General features: G+C 71.1%; 1 protein-coding gene (only partly in view). It reads left to right on the forward strand.

Features of this window, described 5'->3' with window-relative positions; all coding sequences use genetic code 11:
- Positions 1–24090, forward strand: partial view of a non-ribosomal peptide synthase/polyketide synthase gene (locus tag ABZ803_RS11280; protein WP_357035511.1) — the 5' portion only. Its footprint extends 19671 nt past the window's final position; only the first 24090 of its 43761 coding nucleotides appear in the window; its start codon is at positions 1–3; the stop codon falls past the right edge of the window.

Consider the following 24090-nt stretch of genomic DNA (forward strand, 5'->3'; position numbering starts at 1 on the left):
TTGTCACCTGCTCAGCTGGGCATCTGGTACGCGCAGCACGTGGACCCGCAGGTGCCGGTCAATATCGCGCAGTACGTCGACCTGCGCGGCGAGCTGGATGTCGAGCTGCTCAGCCGGGCCAGCATCGATGCCTCGCATGAGCTCGGCTCCGGCTTCCTGCGCATCGTCGAGCGCGACGGCGAGCCGTTGCAGTTCGTCGACCACTCGATCGGCGACTACGACCGGGTCGAGTACGTCGACCTGCGCGACGAGGACGATCCGGAAGCCGCCGCGCTGGCCTGGATGCGCGCCGAGTACAGCCGCCCGCTGGACCTGACCACCGACCGCCTGATCAAGGCCGCCGCGCTGCGCCTGGCCGATGATCACTGGTACTGGTACTCCCGCTCGCACCACATCGCGCTCGACGGCTTCGGCGCCATGACGAACGTCAACCGGATCGCCGAGCTGTACACCGCTTACGCCACCGGCGCCGAACCCGCGCCGTCCAAGGCGACCGATCTGCCCACGCTCTACGAGCAGGAGATCGCCTACCGCGACAGCACCCGCTTCGCCTCCGACAAGGAGTACTGGGCCCAGCGCGTGGCCGGGCTGGAGGAAGGCACCAGCCTGACCGGCCGTTCCGCGCCGCCGGCCGCGCTCAACGGGATCGCCAGCGCCGCGCTGTCGGACGAGCAGAACGGCCGGCTGGAAGCGGCGGTCGCGCGGCACGATTCGTCGCCCGCCGGTCTGCTGCTGGCCGGTTTCGCCGCCTACCTGGCGCAGTGGAACGGCGTCGAGGACGTCATCCTCAGCCTGCCGGTGACCGCGCGCACCACCGCCGCGATGCGCCGCTCCGGCGGTGTGTCGTCGAACATCGTGCCGCTGCGGCTGCGCGTCGGCCACGACACCACGGTGTCCGAGCTGCTCAAGCAGGTCCAGGTCGAGGTCTCCGGCGCACTGCGCCACCAGCGCTACCGGCACGAGGACATCCGTCGCGACGCGGCCGGTGACGGCGTGGTGACCACGGAGTTCTTCGGGCCGTGGGTCAACATCATGCTGTTCCACGACGAGATCGCGCTCGGGTCGGTCGTCGGTCAGATGCACGTGCTGTCCACCGGCAGCATCGAGGACTTGGGCGTCAACTTCTACCAGTCGGTCGCGGGCACCCGTTCGCATATCGACTTCGAGACCAACCCCAACCTCTACACCGAGGACGAGGCGCGCCGTCATCACGGCCGCTTCCTCGAGTTCTTCGACCGCTTCCTCACGGCGGGCGTGGACGAGCGGGTGTGGAGCCTGCCGGTCGCCACCGCGGGCGAACGCGAGCGGACGCTGCTGGAGTGGAACGACTCCGAGCAGGACGTCCCGGAGACCACGCTCGCGGCGCTACTGGACGCGCAGATCCCGCTGACCCCCGACAACATCGCGCTCGACTTCGAGGGCGCGACGTTGACGTATGCGGAGTTCGACGCCCGGGTGAACCGGCTGGCCCGCTTCCTGATCGCCGACGGCGTCGGCCCGGAGTCGCTGGTCGCGCTGGGCATGCGCCGCTCGCTGGAGCTGGTGATCGGCATGCACGCGGTGCTGAAGGCCGGTGGCGCGTACGTGCCGATCGATCCGGATCACCCGGCCGAGCGCACCGCCTACATCCTCGACAGCGCCGCGCCGGTGTGCGTGCTGACGCACTCGGCCGACGAGCTGGAACTTCCGGAGTCGGTGCGCCGGGTGGCGATCGACACCCTGGACACCTCGGCGTACGCGCCGGACCCTGTCACCGACGCCGACCGCCTCGCGCCGCTGCGGCCGGACAACACCGCCTACGTCATCTACACCTCGGGTTCGACCGGTCGCCCCAAGGGCGTGGCGGTCACCCATCACGCGATCGTCAACCAGCAGTTGTGGATGCTCGACGAGTACCGGCTGACCGCGGCGGACGTGTACCTGCAGAAGACCGCGACCACGTTCGACGTGTCGCTGTGGGGCTACTTCCTGCCCCTGCTGGTGGGCGCGAAGCTGGTCATCGCGTCGCCGGACGGGCATCGCGACCCGCTGTACGTGGCGGAGATGATCTCCCGGCACGGGGTCACCGTGACCGACTTCGTCCCGTCCATGCTGACGGTGTTCGTCGCGCACGCCACCCCGGCCCAATGCGCCACGCTGCGCGCGGTTTTCGTGATCGGCGAGGCGCTGCCGCCGGAGACCGCGGCGGGTTTCCGCGCGATCACCGATGCGGGACTGCACAACCTCTACGGCCCCACCGAGGCCGCGGTCTCGGTGACCTATTGGGAGGCGACGGCCGCCGACACGGTGACCGTGCCGATCGGTATCCCGGAGTGGAACGTCCAGGTGTACGTGCTGGATTCGCGGCTGCGCCCGGCCGCGATCGGCGCGCCGGGTGAGCTGTACCTCGGCGGGCGCCAGCTCGCCCGCGGCTACCGCGGCCGTCCCGACCTGACGTCGGACCGCTTCGTCGCCAACCCGCTGGCGGGGGGCGGGTCCGGGGTCGAAGCCGGAGCGCGGATGTACCGCACCGGCGACCTGGTGCGCTGGAACGACGCGGGCACGCTGGAATACATCGGCCGCACCGACTTCCAGGTGAAGTTCCGTGGCCAGCGCATCGAGCTGGGCGAGATCGAGACCGATCTGCTCGCCCATCCCGCCGTCAGCCAGGCCGTGGTGCTGGTGGTGGACACCGCCACCGGTCAGCAGCTGGTGGCCTACGTCGTTCCCGCACCCGGCCACACCGTGGAACCGGTGGAGCTGACCAGGTTCGCCGCCGAGAAGCTGCCCAGCTACATGGTGCCCGCGTCGATCATGGTGCTGGACGCCTTCCCGCTCAACACCAGCGGCAAGCTGGACCGCAAGGCCCTGCCGGAGCCGGTGTTCAGCGCCGACGCCGGTGATTTCCGTGCCCCGCGTACCCAGGCCGAGCAGATCGTGGCGGGCATCTTCGCCGACGTGCTCAGCCAGGAACGCATCGGCATCGACGACAACTTCTTCGAGCTGGGCGGCAACTCGCTGGTCGCCACCCAGGTAGTGGCGCGCATCGGCGCCGCGTTCGGCACCCAGATCGGGGTGCGCGCGCTGTTCGAGACCCCGACCGTCGCCGGTATCGCGGCGCGTGCGGAGAACGCCGCTCCGGTAGGCGAATCGCGTCCGCCGCTGGTGGCCCAGCAGCTGCCGGAGCGGGTGCCGCTGTCGCTGGCGCAGCAGCGCATGTGGTTCATCAACCAGTTCGACCCCACCGTGCCGACCTACAACCTGCCATTCGTGGTGCGGTTGCGCGGCCAGGTGGACCTGGCGGCGTTGCAGTCGGCGCTGCTGGACGTGGTCGAGCGGCAGCAGTCGCTGCGCACGATCTTCCCGGAGTCCGGCGACGGCGGCTACCAGCAGGTGCTTCCGGCCGACCAGGTCGATCTCGGCATCGAGGTGCAGCCGATCGACGAGGCCGAATTGCACGGCGCGCTGGCCGAATTCGCCGCGCGCGGCTTCGACGTCTCGCGGGAACTGCCGATCCGGGTGCGGGTGTTCGCGGTCACCGGCGGGCGCGGCAACGGCGTCGCCGACTACGCGGTGGCGTTCGTCGTGCACCACATCGCCGCCGACGGCTTCTCCTTCGGCCCGCTGGCCCGCGACGTGGCCGCCGCCTACCTGTCCCGCACCGCGGGCGAGGCGCCGAGCTGGGCGCCGCTGCCGGTGCAGTACCAGGACTTCAGCGTGTGGCAGCGCGAGTTGCTCGGCGCGGAGTCCGACCCCGCGTCCATGGCGGCGCGCGAGATCGCCTACTGGCGCAGGGCTCTCGCGGGCCTGCCGGATCAGCTCGACCTGCCCGCGGACCGCCCGCGCCCGCCGGTGCAGAGCTTCCACGGCAGCCGGGTGAGCTTCGAGATCGACGTCGAATTGCACCGGCGTCTGGTCGCGCTGGCCCGCGCGCAGGGCGTCAGCCTGTTCATGGTCATGCACGCCTCGCTGGCCGTGTTGCTGGCCCGGTTGTCCGGCACCGGCGACATCGCGATCGGCACGCCGGTCGCCGGACGTGGCGAGCAGGCCCTCGACGACCTGATCGGCATGTTCGTCAACACCCTCGTGCTGCGTTCGGAGGTGGACGGCAGCGAGCCGTTCGCCGAATTCCTCGGCCGCACCAGGGAAACCGACCTCGCCGCGTTCGCGTTCGCGGACGTGCCCTTCGAGCGCCTGGTCGAGGTGCTCAACCCGACCCGTTCGCAGGCGCGCCACCCGCTGTTCCAGGTGATGCTGTCGTTCCAGGAGATGTCGCACGCGACCCTGGAACTGCCCGGCCTCTCGGTCACCGCCGACGAGCTCGAGGTCGACATCGCCAAGTTCGACCTCCAGTGGACGGTCACCGAGGAGCGGGGCGCCGACGGCGAGCCCGCGGGCATGGGCGCGGTCATCTCCTTCGCCACCGACCTGTTCGACGCGGCCACCGTCGCCGAGTTCGGCCGCCGCTACCAGCGCGTGCTGGAAGCGGCCGTCGCCGCGCCGGAAACCGCCGTGCGCGACATCGAGATCCTCGACGACGCCGAGCGCGCCCGGGTGCTGACCGAGTGGAACCACACCGGTCACGACGTGCCCGCCGGCACCGTGCTCGAGCTGTTCGAGGAGCAGGTGCGGGGCAGGCCCGACGACCCCGCCGTCGTGTTCGACGGCGGCTCGCGCGGCGCGGACGAATTCGGCCTGCCGATCGAGCTGACCTACGCCGAGTTCGCCACCCGGGTCAACCGCTTGGCGCGCAAACTGATCGACGCGGGCGTCGGCCCGGAAACGCTGGTCGCCGTCGGTATCCGCCGGTCGGTGGACATGCTGGTGGCGATCTACGCCACGCTGACCGCGGGCGGCGGCTACGTGCCGATCGATCCCGACCACCCGGCCGAGCGCACCCAGTACGTCCTGGCGACCGCTCAGCCGGTGTGTGTGCTCACCACCACCGCCGACAACGTCACCGCCGCGGGCATCCCGACGCTGACGCTGGACACGCTGGACCTGAGCGAGTTCGGCGACGGACCCGTCACCGACGCCGAGCGCCGCGCGCCGCTGCGGGCCACCAACACCGCGTACGTGCTGTACACCTCCGGCTCCACCGGACGCCCCAAGGGCGTCGCGGTCAGTCACGCGTCGGTGGTCAACCAGATCGCCTGGATCACCGGCGAGTACCGCATCGGCCCCGCCGACGTGATCCTGCAGAAGACGCCGGTCACCTTCGACGTGTCGGTGTGGGAGCTGTTCGGCACGCTGGCCGTCGGCGCCCGCATGTTGATCGCCGCGCCCGACGGCCACCGCGATCCGATCTACCTCTCGGAGATCATCGGTCGGCACCGGGTCACCATGACCTCGTTCGTGCCGTCCATGCTCTCGGTTTTCGCCGGGGCCGCGTCCACGGCCGAATGCGCTTCGCTGCGTGCGGTTCTCGTCGCCGGTGAGGCGCTGCCGCCCGCGACCGTCACCGCGTTCCGGCAGTTCTCCACCGCCGCGGTGCACAACCTGTACGGCCCCACCGAGTTCACCGTGCACGCCACCGCCTGGCACCTCAACGAGGTCGCGCCCACGTCGGTGCCGATCGGCCGCCCGGTGTGGAACGCGCAGACCTATGTGCTGGACGAGGGCCTCGCGCCCGTTCCGGTCGGTGTGCCCGGCGAGCTGTATCTGGGCGGCGTGCAGACCGCCCGCGGCTACCACGGGCGCCCCGACCTGTCCGCCGAACGCTTCGTCGCCGACCCGTTCGGCGCGCCCGGCTCCCGCCTGTACCGCACCGGCGACCTGGTGCGCTGGGTGCAGCCGCGCGATCCCGAGGTGGGCAGCGCGGGCGTGCTGGAGTACATCGGCCGCACCGACTTTCAGGTGAAATTCCGCGGCCAGCGCATCGAGCTCGGCGAGATCGAGACAGCGCTGCTGGACCACCCGGCCGTCAACCAGGCCGTCGTACTGGTGATGGAGACCGTCGCGGGCGACCAACTGGTCGCCTATGTGGTCAGCACCGGTGGCCCGGTCGACATCGACAACATCAAGAACGCCCTGCACCGCACGCTGCCCGCGTACATGGTGCCCTCGGCGATCGTGGTGCTCGAGGCGTTCCCGCTGAACGCCTCCGGCAAGCTGGACCGCAAGGCGCTGCCCGCCCCGGTGTTCGAGGTGCGCGAATTCCGCGCTCCGACCACGCCGATCGAGGAGATCGTCGCGCAGATCTTCGGTGAGGTGCTCGGCATCTCCCGCGTCGGCGTGGACGACGACTTCTTCGAGCTCGGCGGCAACTCGCTGATCGCCACCCAGGTCGCCTCCCGCCTCGGCATCGCGCTGGACACCAGGGTGCCCGTGCGCATGCTGTTCGAGGCGTCCACCGTCGCGGCGCTGGCCGCGCGGGTGGAGTCGCACGCCGGTGACGGCGCGCGCAAGGCGCTGGTCGCCAGGAACCGTCCGGAGCAGGTGCCGTTGTCGCTGGCACAGCAGCGCATGTGGTTCCTGAACCGGTTCGACACCTCCTCGGCGGTCAACAACATCCCGGTCGCCATCCGGCTGTCCGGTGATCTGGACATCGCCGCGTTGCAGGTGGCGGTCATCGACGTGATCGACCGGCACGAGTCGCTGCGAACGGTGTTCCCGGAGACCAAGTCCGGTCCGGTGCAGGTGGTGCTGGACGCCGCTCAGATCGTGCCGGACCTGACCCCGGTGCCGGTGACCGAGCACAATCTGATCGATCACCTGGTCGAGCTGGCCTCGATGGCGTTCGACGTGACCAACGAAGTGCCGTTGCACGCCCGGCTGTTCGAGATCAGCGAGACCGAGTACGTGCTGGGCATGGTGGTGCACCACATCTCGGCCGACGGCTGGTCGATGGGCCCGCTGGCCCGCGACGTCATGGTGGCCTACGCCGCCCGCACGTCGTGGGAGGCGCCGGCCTGGTCGGCGCTGCCGGTGCAGTACGCCGACTACGCGCTGTGGCAGCGCGAGGTGCTCGGTTCCGAGGACGACCCGAGTTCGCTGATCGCCAACCAGATCCGCTACTGGACGCGCGAACTGGCCGATCTGCCCGACGAATTGACGCTGCCCTCGGACCGGCCGCGCCCGGCCGTCGCCTCCTACCGCGGCGGCACCTACCCGTTCGTGATCTCCGGCGAGACCCAGCGCGCCCTGATCGAGCTGGGCCGCAAGCACAACGCGTCGTTGTTCATGGTGCTGCACAGCGCGCTCGCGGTGTTGCTGGCCCGGGCCAGCGGCACCGGCGATATCGCGATCGGCACCCCGGTCGCCGGTCGCGGCGAGGCCGCGCTGGACGACCTGATCGGCATGTTCGTCAACACCCTGGTGCTGCGCACCGAGGTGGACGGCGCCACGAGCTTCGCCGATCTGCTCGCGCACGCCCGCGAAACCGACCTGCACGCGTTCGCGCACGCCGACGTGCCGTTCGAGCGGCTGGTCGAGGTGCTCAACCCGGCCCGTTCGCAGGCGCGTCACCCGCTGTTCCAGGTGATGCTGACCTTCCAGAACACCCGGCAGGCCAATCTGGAACTGCCCGGTCTCTCGGTCAACGGCATCGACTACGACGCCCGGTTGGCCAAGTTCGACCTGCAGCTGACCCTCTCGGAGACCCAGGACGAACAGGGCGACTCGGCGGGCATGTCGGCCGAGTTCTCCTACGCGCTGGACCTTTTCGACGAGCCGACCGTCGCGGCGTTCGCCCGCCGCCTCGACCGCATCCTCGCGGCCGTGACCGCCGACCCGGACGTGCCGATCGGCGACATCGATCTGCTCGCGTCCGAGGAACGCGCGCGGGTGCTGGTCGATTGGAACGACACCGGGCACCCGGTGGACCAGCACGCGACGCTGGTCTCGCTGTTCGACGCACAGGCGGCGGCCACGCCCGACGCGATCGCGCTGGACTTCGAAGGCGAGCGGCTGACCTACCGCCAGTTCCAGGAACGGGCCAACCGCATCGCTCGGCAGCTGATCGGCGCGGGCGTCGGCCCGGAATCGCTGGTGGCGCTGGCGCTGCGGCGTTCGACCGAACTGGTCGTCGCGATGTACGCGGTGGTGCAGACCGGTGCGGCCTACCTGCCGCTGGATCCGGATCAGCCCGCCGACCGGGTCAACTACATCATCGAGACCGCGCGTCCGCGGATGGTCCTCTACCGCTCGGCGGACGGCTTCGGCCTGGACCCGCAGCCGGAGGTCACCGCGCTGTCGGTGGAGGGCATCGAGGGCGTGCCCGGTTTCGCCGCGACCAGCGGCGCGCCGATCACCGACGCCGAACGCACCCGCCCGCTGCGGCCGGAGAACACCGCGTACGTGATCTTCACCTCCGGTTCCACCGGTCGCCCGAAGGGTGTGGCGGTCAGCCATGCCGCGATCGTCAACCGGCTGCTGTGGATGCAGCACGAGTACCCGATCGGCCGCGAGGACGCGGTGCTGCAGAAGACGCCCGCCACCTTCGACGTATCGGTGTGGGAGTTCTTCTGGCCGTTGCAGACCGGGGCCAGGCTGGTGGTCGCGAAGCCGGACGGGCATCGCGACCCGGTGTACCTGTCCCGGATCATCGCCGACGAGCAGATCACCACGGCGCATTTCGTGCCGTCCATGCTCTCGGTCTTCGTCTCCACGCTGGGCAACGAGAACGGCGACGGGCTGCCCGTGCCGCGGCTGCGGCAGGTCTTCGCCTCCGGTGAGGCGCTGCCCGCGCAGACCGCGCAGCGTTTGCGCGAGCTGACCGGCGCCCGGCTGCACAACCTGTACGGCCCGACCGAGGCCGCCGTCGACGTGACGTACCACGAGGCGACCGAAGCCGACACGGTGTCGGTGCCGATCGGACGCCCGGTGTGGAACACCCGCGTCTTCGTGCTCGACAGCCGCCTGCACCCGGTCGCGCCGGGTGTCGCGGGTGAGCTGTATCTCGCGGGTGAGCAGCTGGCGCTCGGCTACCTGGGTCGCTCCGACCTGACCGCCGACCGGTTCGTGGCCAACCCCTACGGCGCTCCGGGCGACCGGATGTACCGCACCGGCGACCTGGTGGCCTGGACCCCCGGTGGCGAGCTGGACTATTTGGGCCGCACCGACTTCCAGGTGAAGCTGCGCGGCCTGCGCATCGAGCTGGGCGAGATCGAGGCCGCGCTGCTGGCGCAGCCCGGGATCGCGCAGTCGGTGGTCGTGCTGCGCTCCGACGCGCACGCCGGCGATCAGCTGGTGGGCTACCTGGTATGCGAACCGTATGTGGCCGTCGACATCGACGAGGTGAAGGCCGCGCTCGCCACGGCGCTGCCGGGCTACATGATCCCGGCCGCGCTGGTAGTGCTGGACGCCTTCCCGGTCAACGCCTCCGGCAAGCTGGATCGCAGGGCGCTGCCCGCCCCGGTGTTCGAGGCCAGGATCTTCCGCGCGCCGTCGACGCCGATCGAGGAGATCGTCGCGGAGATCTTCGCCGACCTGCTCGGCGTGCCGCGCGTCGGCGTGGACGACGACTTCTTCGAACTCGGCGGCAACTCGCTGGTGGCCACCCAGGTGGTCGCCCGCCTCAGCGCGGCGCTGAACGCCGAGGTCGGTGTGCGCGTGCTGTTCGAGGCCCCGACCGTGGCCACGCTGGCCGCCCGGGTCGAGTCGCACGCCGGAAGCGGTGCGCGCCAAGCGCTCACGGCACAGGTGCGTCCCGAGCACCCGCCGTTGTCGCTGGCGCAGCAGCGGATGTGGTTCCTCAACCGCTTCGACGCCGACTCCGCCGCGAACAACATCCCGGCCGCGGTGCGGCTGGAAGGCGCGCTGGATCTGGACGCGCTGCGCGGCGCGATCGCCGACGTGGTCGCGCGGCACGAATCGCTGCGCACGATCTACCCGTCGCGTGACGGCGTGGCCTACCAGCGGGTGCTGAACGCCGCCAAGGCCATCCCCGAGCTGGACGTGGTCGAGGTGGCCGAGGGGCAGTTGCTCGGCGTGCTCTACGAATTCGTCGAGCGCGGCTTCGACGTGACCAGCCAGGCGCCGGTGCGCCTGCGCGCCTACCGGCTCGGCCCGGACGACTACGTCCTGGTCGTCGTGGTGCACCACATCGCGGCCGACGGCTTCTCCATGCGGCCGCTGGTGCGCGACCTGATGACCGCCTACGTGGCGCGTACCTCCGCGGCCCAGCCGGGCTGGCCGCCGCTGGCGGTGCAGTACGTGGACTTCGCACTGTGGCAGCGCGACACGCTGGGCTCCGAGGACGATCCGACGTCGCTGATCTCCGAGCAGCTCGACTACTGGCGCGATGCGCTGGCCGGGCTGCCCGACGAACTGCGCCTGGCCGGTCGTCCGCGGCCCGCCGTCGCCTCCTACGGCGCGGGCACCTACCGGTTCCGCGTGCCGGGCGATCTCGTCGAGGACCTGAACCGGGTCGCGCAGACGCACGGCGGCACGCTGTTCATGGTGGTGCACAGCGCCTTCGCCGCACTGCTCGCGCGGTTGAGCGGCTCCGACGACATCGCCGTCGGCATCCCGGTCGCCGGTCGCGGTGAGCAGGCGCTCGACGATCTGGTCGGCATGTTCGTCAACACCCTGGTGCTGCGCGCTCAGGTGGACACCGCCGAGTCGTTCGCCGACCTGCTCGCCCGGGTCCGCGAGCGCGACCTGCAGGCGTTCGCGCACGCCGACGTGCCGTTCGAGCGGCTGGTCGAGGTGCTCAACCCGGCCCGCTCGCAGGCGCGCCACCCGCTGTTCCAGGTGATGCTGTCGTTCCAGAACCTCGGCCGCACCGCGCTGGAGCTGCCCGGGCTCACCGTCTCCGAACTGGGCATCGACCAGCCGACGGCGAAGTTCGACCTCCAGCTCACGCTCAGCGAGGTCCCCGGCGGCGAGGCGGCGATGGACGCCGAACTCGTCTACGCCACAGATCTGTTCGACGGCGTGTTCGCCGGTACCTTCGCCGAGCGTTTCGTGCGGGTGCTGCGCGGGGTCGCGGCCGAGCCGTCGGTCACCGTCGGCGAGATCGATCTGCTGGACGACGCCGAGCGGTCTTTGGTGATCGAGCGGTGGAACGCCACCGAGTTCCCGGTCGACGCCGCGCTCACCTCGCCGGTCGGCGACGCCGCCGCGACCCTGGTCTCGCTGTTCGAGGCGCAGGTCGCGCGTACGCCGGACAGTCCAGCGGTCACGTTCGAGGGGACGAATCTGTCCTACGCCGAGTTCGCCCGCCGGGTGCACCGGTTGGCGCGCTGGCTCAAGGTCAACGGCGTCGGGCCGGAATCGTATGTGGCCCTCGGCATGCGCCGCTCGATCGACCTGGTGGTCGGCATGTACGCGGTGAACGCCGCGGGCGGCGCGTACGTGCCGCTGGATCCGGACCATCCGGCCGAGCGCATCGACTACATCCTCGAGACCGCGCGCCCGGTGTGCGTGCTGACCTCCGGCTCCGACCTGGAGACCACCGTCTCCAGGCAGGTGCGCATCGATCAGCTCGACCTGTCGGAATTCGCCGACGGACCGCTGACCGACGCCGACCGGCACAAGCCGCTGCGTCCGGCCAACACCGCGTACGTGATCTTCACCTCCGGTTCGACCGGCCGCCCGAAGGGTGTGGCGGTCTCGCACGCCGCGATCGTCAACCGCCTGGTGTGGATGCACGCCGAATACGGGTTGGCGGCCTACGACGTGGTGTTGCAGAAGACGCCCGCGACCTTCGACGTGTCGGTGTGGGAGTTCTTCTGGCCGTTGCAGGTCGGCGCCCGGTTGGTGGTGGCGAAGCCGGACGGCCATCGCGATCCCGCGTACCTGGCGCGGCTGATCGTCGACGAGCAGGTCACCACGGTGCACTTCGTGCCGTCGATGCTGTCGGTGTTCGTGGCCGAGGAACGCGCGGCCGAATGCACCAGCCTGCGTAACGTTTTCGCCTCCGGTGAGGCGCTGCCCGCGGTGACCGCGCAGAAATTGCGCGAGCTGACCGGCGCGCGGCTGCACAACCTGTACGGCCCGACCGAGGCCGCGGTCGACGTCACCTTCCACGAGGTGACCGAGGACGACACGGTGTCGGTGCCGATCGGCGCCCCGGTGTTCAACACCCAGGTGTACGTGCTGGATTCGCGGCTGCGACCGGTTCCGGTCGGCGTGCCCGGCGAGCTGTACCTCGCGGGCGCGCAGCTGGCGCACGGTTATGTCGGCCGCCCCGACCTGACCACCGAGCGTTTCGTGGCCAACCCGTTCGGCGACGCCGAGCGGATGTACCGCACCGGCGACCTGGTGGCCTGGACCGAAGACGGTGAGCTGCAGTACCTGGGCCGCACCGACTTCCAGGTGAAGGTGCGCGGTCTGCGCATCGAGCTGGGCGAGATCGAGTCGGCGCTGACGGTGCTGGAGTCGGTGGCGCAGGCGGTGGTCGTGGTGCGCGCCGATGAGCGGACCGGTGACCAGCTGGTCGCGTACCTGGTGACCGACCCGGACCGGGTGGTGGACGTCGAGTCGGTCAAGGCCGAACTCGGCGCGCGGCTGCCCGGGTACATGGTGCCCGCGGCCTACGTGGTGCTCGACGAGTTCCCGCTGAACGCCTCCGGCAAGCTGGACCGCAAGGCGCTGCCGGACCCGGTGTTCGAGGCCAAGGTGTTCCGCGCGCCCGCCACGCCGGTGCAGGAGATCGTGGCCGAGACCTTCGCCGAGGTGCTCGGCGTGCAGCGGGTCGGCCTGGACGACGACTTCTTCGAGTTGGGCGGCAACTCGCTGGTCGCCACGCAGGTGGCGGCTCGGCTCGGCGAGGCGCTGAACACCCAGGTGCCGGTGCGCGCGCTGTTCGAGGCGTCGACCGTGGTCGCGCTGGCGGCGAAGGTGGAATCGGCCGCCGGAGAGGGCGGCCGGACGCCGCTGGTCGCGCGGGAGCGCCCCGAGCTGGTGCCGCTGTCGCTCGCCCAGCAGCGGATGTGGTTCCTCAACCGGTTCGACAACCGCACCGCGGTGAACAACATCCCGGTCGCGTTGCGGCTGACCGGTGAGCTGGACATCGCCGCGCTCGGCGCCGCCATCGGCGACGTACTCGCGCGGCACGAGGCGCTGCGCACGATCTACCCCGAGGTGGAGGGCACCGGCTACCAGCGTGTGCTGCCGGTGAGCGAGGTCGCCTTCGACTTGGTCGCCGAACCCGTCGGTGCGGACGAGCTGCCCGCGCGGATCGTCGAGCTGGCGAGCGCCGGTTTCGACGTGACCGCCGAGATCGGGTTCCGGGCGAGCCTGCTCGCGCTGTCGGCGACCGACCACGTGGCGGTGCTGGTCATGCACCACATCAGCGCGGACGGCTTCTCGCTGCGGCCGCTGCTGCGCGATGTCGTGCTCGCCTACACCGAGCGCGCCCGCGGCGAGGTGCCGTCCTGGGCCCCGCTCGAGGTGCAGTACGCCGACTACGCGCTGTGGCAGCGTGAGGTGCTCGGAGCCGAGGACGACGCGGATTCCGTCGCGGCCCGGCAGATCGCCTACTGGACCGAACAGCTGCGCGACCTGCCCGACCAGATCGAACTGCCCGCCGACCGGCCTCGGCCGGAGAGCGCCTCCAATGCCGGTGGCACGCATGATTTCTCGGTCGACGCGCAGGTGCACGAAGCGCTGTCGGAGCTGGCGCGCGCCCGTGGCGTGACGCTGTTCATGGTGGTGCACGCCGCGCTGGCGGTGTGGGCGGGCCGGCTGTCGGGCAGCACCGATGTCGCGATCGGCACCCCGATCGCGGGCCGCGGTGAACGCGCGCTCGACGACGTCGTCGGCATGTTCGTCAACACGCTCGTGCTGCGCAGCGAAGTCGATCCGGGCGCTCGCTTCGACGAGTTGCTCGACCAGGTGCGCCGCACCGATCTGGCCGCCTTCGCCAACGCCGACGTGCCGTTCGAGCGGCTGGTCGACGTGCTCAGCCCCGTGCGCTCGCAGGCGCACCACCCGCTGTTCCAGGTCGCGCTGACCTTCGAGGCCGCCTCGGCGGCCGATCTCGGCACCGTCGCGCTGCCCGGCGGCCTCGATGTCGCCGCCGTCGAGTTCGACCCGGGCACATCGAAATTCGACGTGCAGCTCACCGTCGGCGAGTCCGCCGAGGGCGGGCTGACGCTGTCGTGGAACTACGCCACCGAACTGTTCGACCCGGAGACGGTGGCCGCGTTCGCCGACCGTTTCGTGCGCATCCTGCGCGGTGTGGCCGAGGATCCGCGGGTCGCCATCGGCGATATCGATCTGCTCGGCGAGGGCGAGCGGCTGGACGTGTCGCAGCGCTGGGTGTCCTCCGGCGCCCAGAGCGTCGCGGGCGCGTTCGGCGATCCCGGCATCACGCTGGTCGGGTTGTTCGACGCGGCCGTCGCCGCGCACCCGAACCGGATCGCGGCCCGCTTCGGCGTGGAGACGCTGACCTACGCCGAGCTGGACCGGCGCGCGAATGTGCTGGCGCGCAGGCTGATCAGCGACGGCGCGGGACCGGAGACCCTGGTCGCGGTGATCCTGCCGCGGTCGCTGGACCTCGTGGTCGCGCTGCTGGCCGTGGTGAAGACCGGCGCGGGTTACGTCCCGGTCGACCCGACCTATCCGGCCGAGCGCATCGCCTACGTGCTCGCCGATTCCCGGCCGACCAGCGTGGTGCTCGACTCCACGGTGCAGGTCGAGGTGCCCGCCGGGCTGCCCGCCGTCGTACTGGACGGGTTCGCGGTGGAGACCGGCAACATCGAGGACGCCGACGACGCGCCGATCACCGACGCCGACCGCAACGCGGCGCTCACCCCCGACAACGTCGCGTACGTGATCTACACCTCCGGCTCCACCGGCCGCCCCAAGGGCGTCGCGGTCGCGCACCGCAATGTGGTGCGTCTGTTCGCGAACACCGACCGCGACTTCGGTTTCGGGCCCGAGGACACCTGGACGCTGTTCCACAGCTACGCGTTCGACTTCTCGGTGTGGGAGCTGTGGGGTCCGCTGCTGTTCGGCGGCACCCTCGTGGTGGTCGACTACTACACCTCGCGCTCGCCGGAGCAGTTCCTGGAACTGCTGCGCGCCGAACGCGTCACGGTGCTCAACCAGACCCCGTCCGCGTTCTACCAGCTGGCCGAGGCCGACCGGAACGCCGCGCCCGACGCCGCGCCGCTGGCGCTGCGCTATGTGGTGTTCGGCGGCGAGGCGCTGGAACTGCGCAGGCTGTCGGACTGGGTGGCGCGCCACGGCGACGGCACCGGTGCGACATCGACAACCGCGCCGCTGCTGGTCAACATGTACGGCATCACCGAGACCACGGTGCACGTGTCCTACCGCGCGCTGGACGCCGCGACCATCGCCGCCGCCTCCGGCAGCGTGGTCGGCCGCGCCATCGCGGGTCTGCGGGTGTACGTGCTCGACAACCGGCTGCGTCCGGTGCCGGTCGGTGTCGCGGGCGAGATGTACGTGGCGGGCCCGCAGCTGGCGCGCGGCTACCTCGGCCGTCCCGACCTGTCGGCCACCCGCTTCGTCGCCGACCCGATGGGCGACGCGCCGGGCGGGCGACTGTACCGCTCCGGCGACCTGGCGCGCTGGAACCGGTTCGGCGAGCTGGAGTACCTGGGCCGCGCCGACGATCAGGTGAAGGTGCGCGGCTTCCGCATCGAGCTCGGCGAGATCGAATCGGCGATCCTCGCCCAGCCCGGTATCGCCCAAGCCGCGGTCATCGTGCGCGAGGACCAGCCCGGCGATCAGCGGATCGTCGCCTACGTGGTGTCCGAGCCCGGCGCCGAGCCGGTGCTCGACGCGGTGCGCGACGGCGCGGCCGAGCAGCTGCCCGCCTACATGGTGCCCTCGGCCGTGGTGCGGCTGGAGTGGATCCCACTGACCGTCAACGGGAAGCTGGACCGCCGTGCGCTGCCCGCCCCGACGGCGACCTCGCGCGCCTTCCGCGCGCCGGTCACCCCGGTGCAGGAAACCGTGGCCGCGGTGTTCGCCGACGTGCTCGGCCTGGAGCGGGTCGGCGTGGACGACGACTTCTTCGATCTGGGCGGCAACTCGCTGATCGCGACCAGGGTGGTCGCGCGCATCGGCGCCGCGCTCGGCGCGACCGTCGCCGTGCGCACGCTGTTCGAGGCCTCCACCGTGGAAGCGCTTGCCGCGCGGGTGGAATCGCACGCCGACGGCGCCGCCAGACAGCGGCTGGTCGCGCGCGAGCGCGCGGCGGGCGAACTGGTGCCGCTGTCGTTCGCGCAGCAGCGCATGTGGTTCCTGAACAAGTACGACACCGCCTCGGCGGCCTACAACCTGCCGATCGCCATCCGGCTCACCGGCGCGCTGGACGTCGAGGCGCTGCACTTGGCGGTCGCCGACGTGGTGCGCAGGCACGAATCGCTGCGCACCCGCTACCCCGAGCACGGCGGCACCCCGGTCCAGGTGATCGTGCCCGCCGAGGACATCGTCCTGGATCTGCATCCCGTGCCGGTGGAGCAGGAGCGGCTGATCGAGACGGTGACCGAGTTCGTCACCACCGGATTCGACGTGGCCGAAGAGGTTCCGCTGCGCACCCGGCTGTACGCGGCCGGGCCCGACGAGCACGTGCTCGTCGTGGTGGTGCACCACATCGCCGCCGACGGCTTCTCGATGGGCCCGCTGACCCGCGACGTGATGGCCGCCTACACCGCGCGCAGCACCGGCAGCGCACCCGGCTGGGCTCCGCTGGCGGTGCAGTACGCCGACTTCGCGGTGTGGCAGCGCGAGATCCTGGGTTCCGAGGAGGATCCGGACTCGCTGCTGGCCGAGCAGGTCGCGTACTGGCGGCGCGCGCTCGACGACGTCCCCGACGAGCTGGCCCTGCCGACCGACCGCCCGCGTCCTGCCGTCGCCTCGCACCGCGGCGCGACGCTGCACCGCGAGCTGTCCGGCGACCTGGTCGCCGCGCTGGAGGAGGTCGCGCGGCAGCGCGGCGCGTCGCTGTTCATGGTGATGCACGGTGCGCTGGCGGTGTTGCTGTCGCGCCTGTCCGGCAGCGACGACGTCGCGGTGGGCACCCCGATCGCGGGCCGCGGCGAGGCCGCGCTCGACGACCTGGTCGGCATGTTCGTCAACACCCTGGTGCTGCGGACCGGCATCGAGCCCGGCGAGTCGTTCGCCGACCTGCTCGGCCGCGTGCGCCGCACCGACCTGGACGCCTACGGCCACGCCGACGTGCCGTTCGAGCGGCTGGTGGAACTGCTCGCGCCGGAGCGCTCGCAGGCCCGCAACCCGCTGTTCCAGGTGATGCTGGCGTTCCAGAACCTGGAGCGCACCACCCTGGAGCTGCCCGGTCTTTCGGTGTCCGCGCTGGACCTGGAAGAGAACGTCGCGCGCTTCGACCTGCAATTCACCCTGGCCGAGCGCGGTGAAACCGGTTCCGGCGCCATGGCTTTGGCGCTCACCTACGCCACCGAGCTGTTCGACGAGTCCACCGCGGCGGCCATCGTGGACCGCTGGGAACGTGTGCTCGCGGCGGTGGCGGCCGACGCGTCGGTCACCGTCGGCGCGATCGACGTGCTCGACGCCGCCGAGCGGGCCGACCTGGTCGCGCGCACCGGCGCGCCCGCCACGCCCGCGCGGACGCTGCCGGACCTCATCGCCGAGGCCGCCGCCATCGATCCCGAGGCGCCCGCCGTGGTGTTCCAGGGGCGAAGTGTGTCCTACGGCGAGCTGGACGCGCGGTCCAACCGCCTGGCCCGCTTGCTGATCGAACGTGGCATCGGCACCGAGGACCTGGTGGCGGTCGCCGTGCCGCGCTCGGACGAGTCGTACTTCGCCGAATGGGCGGTGTCCAAGTCCGGCGGCGCGTTCGTGCCGATCGACCCCACCTACCCGGCCGACCGCATTGCGCACATGGTCACCGATTCGGGCTCCCCGATCGGTCTGACCGTGGCGTCGGTGCGCGCCGAGCTGCCCGAGTCGGTCGAATGGCTGGTGCTCGACGAACTGGATCTCGACGGGTTCGACGACGCCGCGGTCACCGACGCCGACCGGGTGCGCCCGGTGCGGCCGGAGCACCCCGCGTACGTCATCTACACCTCCGGTTCCACCGGTGTGCCCAAGGGCGTCGTGGTCACCCACGCCGGTCTGGCCAACTTCCGCGACGAGCAGAACGCCCGCTACGACGTCGATTCCGACACGCGCGCACTGCATTTCGCCTCGCCCAGCTTCGACGCCTCGATCCTGGAATTCCTGCTCGCGATCGGCCGCGGCGGCGCCCTGGTGGTCTGCCCGCCCGGCGTCTACGGCGGCGAGGAGCTGTCCGAGCTGATCCGCACCGAGCGGGTCACCCACGCGTTCATCACCCCGTCGGTGCTCGCCTCGCTGGATTCGGCCGCGCTGGCCGGCATGCGGGTGATCGTGGCCGGTGGTGAAGCCGTGCCCGCCGATCTGGTCGCCAAGTGGGGTGGCACGCCCGACGGGTCGAGCCGCCGCTTCCACAACGGCTACGGCCCGACCGAGACCACGATCATGACCAACATCAGCGACGCGCTCGCGCCGGGCGACCGGGTCACCATCGGTGGCCCGACCAGGGGCATGCAGTCGCTGATCCTGGACGCCCAGCTGCGGCCCGTTCCGGTGGGTGTCGCGGGTGAGCTGTATCTGTCGGGCATCCAGCTGGCGCGTGGCTATCACGCGCGGCCGGGCCTGTCGGCGGAGCGGTTCGTCGCCAACCCGTCGGTGCCCGGCGCGCGGATGTACCGCACCGGTGACGTGGTTCGCTGGACCCGCACCGGCGAGGTGGAGTATGTCGGGCGCTCCGACTTCCAGGTGAAGGTCCGCGGTTTCCGCATCGAGCTCGGCGAGATCGACGCCGCGCTGGCCTCGCACGAGACCGTCGACTTCGCGGTCACCGTCGGCCACAAGAGCGCCGCGGGCGCGGTGTCGCTGGTGTCGTACGTCGTCGCCGCGCAGGGACACTCGATCGACGTGGCCGCGCTGACCGCGCACGTCGAGGATCGCCTGCCCGCCTACATGGTGCCCTCGTCGATCATGGTGATCGACCACGTGCCGCTCACCCCGGTGGGCAAACTGGACCGCAAGGCGCTGCCGGAACCGGTGTTCGCCACCGAGGTCGTGTTCCGCGCGGCCCGCACCCCGGTCGAGCAGACCATCGCCGAGGTGTTCGCCGAGGTGCTCGGCGTGGAGCGGGTCGGCGTGGACGACTCCTTCTTCGCCCTCGGCGGCGACAGCATCGTCTCCATCCAGCTGGTCTCGCGGGCCAAGGCGCGCGGCGTGGTGTTCACCCCGCGGCACGTCTTCGAGCAGCGCACCGTGGCCGGGCTGGCGTCCGTCGCCGAGACCACCGAGGAGGCCGAGGCGTCGGCCACCACCCTGGCCGAGCCGCCCGGCGGCGGCATCGGCGCGATGCCGTTGACGCCGGTGGTCCGGTTCATGGCGGAGCGGAGCGGCTCGTTCGGGCGGTTCAACCAGACGCTGGCGCTGGAACTGCCGGTCGGCATCGACCGGGCGGGTATCGCCGCGACGGTCGGCGCGGTCATCGATCGGCACGACATGCTGCGCGCGAGCCTGCGCCGCGACGGCGACGACTGGGTCGTCGAGACCGCCGCGCCGGGCACCGTCGAGGTGGACGCGCTGATCGACCGCACCGAGTTCGCCGCGAACGCCACCGATGCCGAGTTGTTCGCGATCGCCTCGGCCGCGCTGGACGAGTCGCTGGACCGGCTCGATCCCGCCGCGGGCGTGGTCATCCGGTTCGTCTGGCTGGAACCCGATTCCGCCGAACGCGCCGGACGCCTGATCGTCGTCGCCCACCACCTGGTGGTGGACGGCGTCTCCTGGCGCATCCTGGTGCCGGACTTCGTGACGGCCTGGGGTCAGCGCACCGCGGGCCAGACGCCCGAGCTGGTCGCTCCGGCTACCTCGATGCGCGCCTGGGCGCATGCGCTGCAACGCGAGGCCGCCGACCCCGAGCGAGTGGCCGAGCTGGACTACTGGCGTTCTGTCGTCGCCACGGCCGATCCGCTGCTGACCGACCGTCCGATGGATCCGGCCCTCGACACGTCCGGCGTCATCGAGAAACTGCGCGTGGAGGTGTCCGCCGAGGTCACCAAGGCCCTGCTCACCACGGTTCCGGCGCTGTTCCACGGCGGCGTCAACGACGGCCTGCTCACCGCGCTGGCGTTGGCCACCGCGAAGTGGCGGGCGCGGCGAGTGGCCGCGCGGGGCGAGGACTCGCTGCTGATCCGCCTGGAGGGCCACGGCCGCGAGGAAGACGTGGTGGCGGGTGCGGATCTGTCGCGCACCGTCGGCTGGTTCACCGCGATCTATCCCGTCCGGTTCGACCTGGCCGGCATCGACGTCGACGCCGCGTTCACCGGCGGACCCGCGCTGGGCGCGGCCGTCAAGGCGGTCAAGGAGCAGTTGCTCTCGGTGCCGGACAAGGGCATCGGCTACGGCTTGCTGCGCTACCTGAACGCCGAGACCGCCGCCGAGCTGCCGCGCGAACTGCCCGGCCAGGTGAGCTTCAACTACCTCGGCCGGATCTCCGAGGGTGACGTGCCGGAGTCGCTGCGCGGCTTCGGCTGGATCCCCGCGCCGGAACTGGGCGCGCTGGGCGGAGCCTACGACGCGGACATGCCCGCGATGGCGCCGCTGGACGTCAACGCGATCGTGGTCGGCGACAAGCTGACCGCCAATATCGGCTACCCGGCGACCCTGCTGTCGGCCGCCGACGTGCGCGAGTTCGGCGAGCTGTGGACCGCCGCGCTGGAAGCGGTGGCGCGCCATGCCAATTCGGCGGGCGCGGGCGGGCACACCCCGTCGGACTTCGCGCTGGTGCGAAGTGCGCGGGGCGGCTCGGGGCGGGGGATCACACAGCGCGATATCGACACCTGGGAGCGGCGCTTCCCGGCGCTGGCCGACGTCTGGCCGCTGTCGGCGCTGCAGGCCGGTCTGCTGTTCCACGCCCGCCTCGCGGCGAGCTCGGTGGACGTGTACACCGCCCAGGCGGTGCTGACCCTCACCGGCCGGGTGGACGCCGCCCGGTTGCGCGCTGCCGCACAGGCATTGGTGGACCGCTACGAGAACCTGCGCACCGCGTTCGTCAGCGACCACGACGGCAACCCGGTGCAGATCGTGCTGGACAGCGTGCGCGTCGCGTGGGCCGAACACGACCGGATCGAATCCGGTTCGGCCGACGACCTGATCGAGGCCGACCGCACGCGGCGGTTCGACCTGGCCGCACCGCCGCTGATCCGCTTCACGCTGATCCAGGTGGCGCCCGACCGCTGGCAGTTCGTGGTGTCCAACCACCACATCCTGCTCGACGGCTGGTCGATGCCGCTGCTCATGCGGGATCTGCTGATGCTCTACGCCGTGCACGCGGATACTTCCGCGCTGCCCGCCGTGCGCTCCTACCGGCACTTCCTGGACTGGACCCGGCAGCAGGACCACGCGGCGTCGCTGGCCGCGTGGGCGCACGCGCTGCGCGGTGTCGGCGAGCCGACCCTGCTGGCGCGGCCGGACGCCGGTCGCGAGATCACCTCGCTGTCCGGCGAGTACTTCTTCGAGCTGGACGAGGCGACCACCGCGCGGCTGACCGCGCTGGCCGGCTCGCTCGGTGTCACCCCGAACACCGTGTTGCAGACGGCGTGGGGCATGCTCGTCGGCCGGATGACCAGCCGCGACGACGTGCTGTTCGGCACCACCGTCTCCGGGCGTCCCGCTCAGCTGTCCGGCGTGGAGGCGATGGTCGGTCTGTTCATCAACACCGTGCCGGTGCGGGTGCGCTTCGACTCGTCGGAGTCCGTGCGCGATCTGCTGGTCCGCACCCAGGGTGAGCAGGCCGACCTGCTCGACCACCACTACGTGGGCCTGGCCGACATCCAGGCGGTCGCGGGCATCGGCGGACTGTTCGACACGCTCGTGGTGTTCGAGTCCTACCCGGTGGACGCCGCGGGCCTACAGGCGCAGGCCGCGGACATCGACGGCATGGCCGTGGTCGGGTTGGACGCGGCCGACGCCACGCACTACCCGCTGACCCTGATCGCGCAACTGGATTCGCGGCTGCGGGTGCGCGCGGGCTACCTGCGCGACCTGTTCGACGAGCAGACGGTGCGCCGCATCGCCGACCGCCTGATCCGGGTGCTCACCGCGATCACCGCCGCGCCCGACGCGGTGGTCGGCGACATCGAGCTGCTCGACACCGCCGAGCGCGAACTCGTGCTGCGCGGCTGGAACGACACCGAGTTCGATGTAGCCGCGGTCTCCGCCGACGGCGCGACCCTGGCTTCGATGTTCTACGACCAGGTGGAACGCACCCCCGACGCGACCGCGATCACGTTCGAGGGGACAAGTCTGTCCTACGCCGAGTTCTCCTGGCGGGTGAACCAGCTGGCGCGCTGGTTGATCGCGCGCGGTGTGGGCGCGGAATCGTATGTGGCGCTTGGCATGCGGCGCTCGATCGATCTGGTGGTCGGCATGTACGCCGTCGCCGTGGCCGGTGGCTCGTATGTGCCGCTGGATCCGGATCACCCGGCCGAGCGCACCGAATACATCCTCGGCACGGCCGATCCGGTGTGCGTGCTGACCTCCGGCAGTGATCTGGACATCGACACCGCGCAGGTGCGCATCGACCTGCTGGACCTGAAGGGGCTGTCGGAGGCTCCGGTCACCGACGCGGATCGTCGTGCGCCGCTGCGTCCTTCGAATACCGCGTATGTGATCTTCACGTCGGGTTCGACGGGTCGTCCGAAGGGTGTCGCGGTCTCGCACTCCGCGATCGTCAACCGCCTGGTGTGGATGCAGGCCGCCTACCAGCTGACCGCCGATGATGTGGTGTTGCAGAAGACCCCGGCCACGTTCGACGTGTCGGTGTGGGAATTCTTCTGGCCCTTGCAGATCGGTGCTCGCCTGGTCGTCGCCAAGCCGGACGGCCACCGCGACCCGGCCTATCTGGCGGAGATCATCAGCGCCGAGAAGGTGACCGTCACCCACTTCGTGCCGTCGATGCTGGCGGTGTTCGTGGCGGATGTCGCTGCCGCGCAATGTGGTTCGCTGCGGTTGGTGTTCGCTTCGGGTGAGGCGTTGCCGCCGAAGCCCGCGCATCGCCTGCGGGAGTTGACCGGCGCGTCCCTGCACAACTTGTACGGCCCCACCGAAGCGGCGGTCGACGTCACTTTCCACGAAGTGGTGGACGCCGACACCGAGACCGTGCCGATCGGTGCGCCGGTGTTCAACACGCAGGTGTTCGTGCTGGATGCGCGCTTGCGGCCGGTTCCCGTCGGTGTCGCGGGTGAACTGTATCTCGCGGGTGCCCAGCTCGCGCGTGGCTACGTCGCGCGCCCGGATCTGACCAGCGACCGGTTCGTCGCCAACCCGTTTGGGGAGCCCGGCGCGCGGATGTACCGCACCGGTGACTTGGTGGCGTGGACCGAGCACGGTGAGCTCGAGTACCTGGGCCGCACCGACTTCCAGGTGAAGTTGCGTGGTCTGCGTATCGAGTTGGGTGAGATCGAGCAGGCGCTGACCGGCCTGGAAGAAGTCGCACAGGCGGTCGTCGTCGTGCGCTCGGACGCGCACGCGGGCGACCAGCTCGTCGCCTACGTCATCCCCGCGCCGGACGCCGCGCTGGACACCGACCTGGTCCGCGAGGACTTGGCGCGGCAGTTGCCCGCGTACATGGTGCCCTCGGTCGTGATCGTGCTGGAGGAGTTCCCGCTCAACGCCTCCGGCAAGCTGGACCGCAAGGCCTTGCCCGCGCCGGTGTTCGAGGCCGCGGTGTTCCGCGCCCCCACCACGCCGGTCGAGGAGATCGTCGCCGCGACCTTCGCCGACGTGCTCGGCCTGGAGCGGGTCGGCCTGGACGACGACTTCTTCGCCCTCGGCGGCAACTCGCTGTCGGCCACCCAGGTCGCCGCGAGGCTGTCGGCCGCGCTGGACACCGACCTCGGTGTGCGCGAACTGTTCGAGGCGTCCACCGTGGTCGCGCTGGCGGCGCGCGCGGAGACCAAGGCGGGCGTCGGCGGCCGTGCGCCGCTGGCGCCGCAGCAGCGACCGGAGCTGGTCCCGCTGTCGCTGGCCCAGCAGCGCATGTGGTTCCTCAACCGCTTCGACCCCGACTCGGCGGTGGACAACATCCCGGCCGCGGTACGGCTGTCCGGCCTGCTCGACCGCCAGGCGTTGCAGATCGCCGTCGCCGACGTGCTGGCCCGCCACGAGTCG

It is taken from the genome of Nocardia sp. NPDC047648 (assembly GCF_040642815.1).
Classification (GTDB): Bacteria; Actinomycetota; Actinomycetes; order Mycobacteriales; family Mycobacteriaceae; genus Nocardia; species Nocardia gamkensis.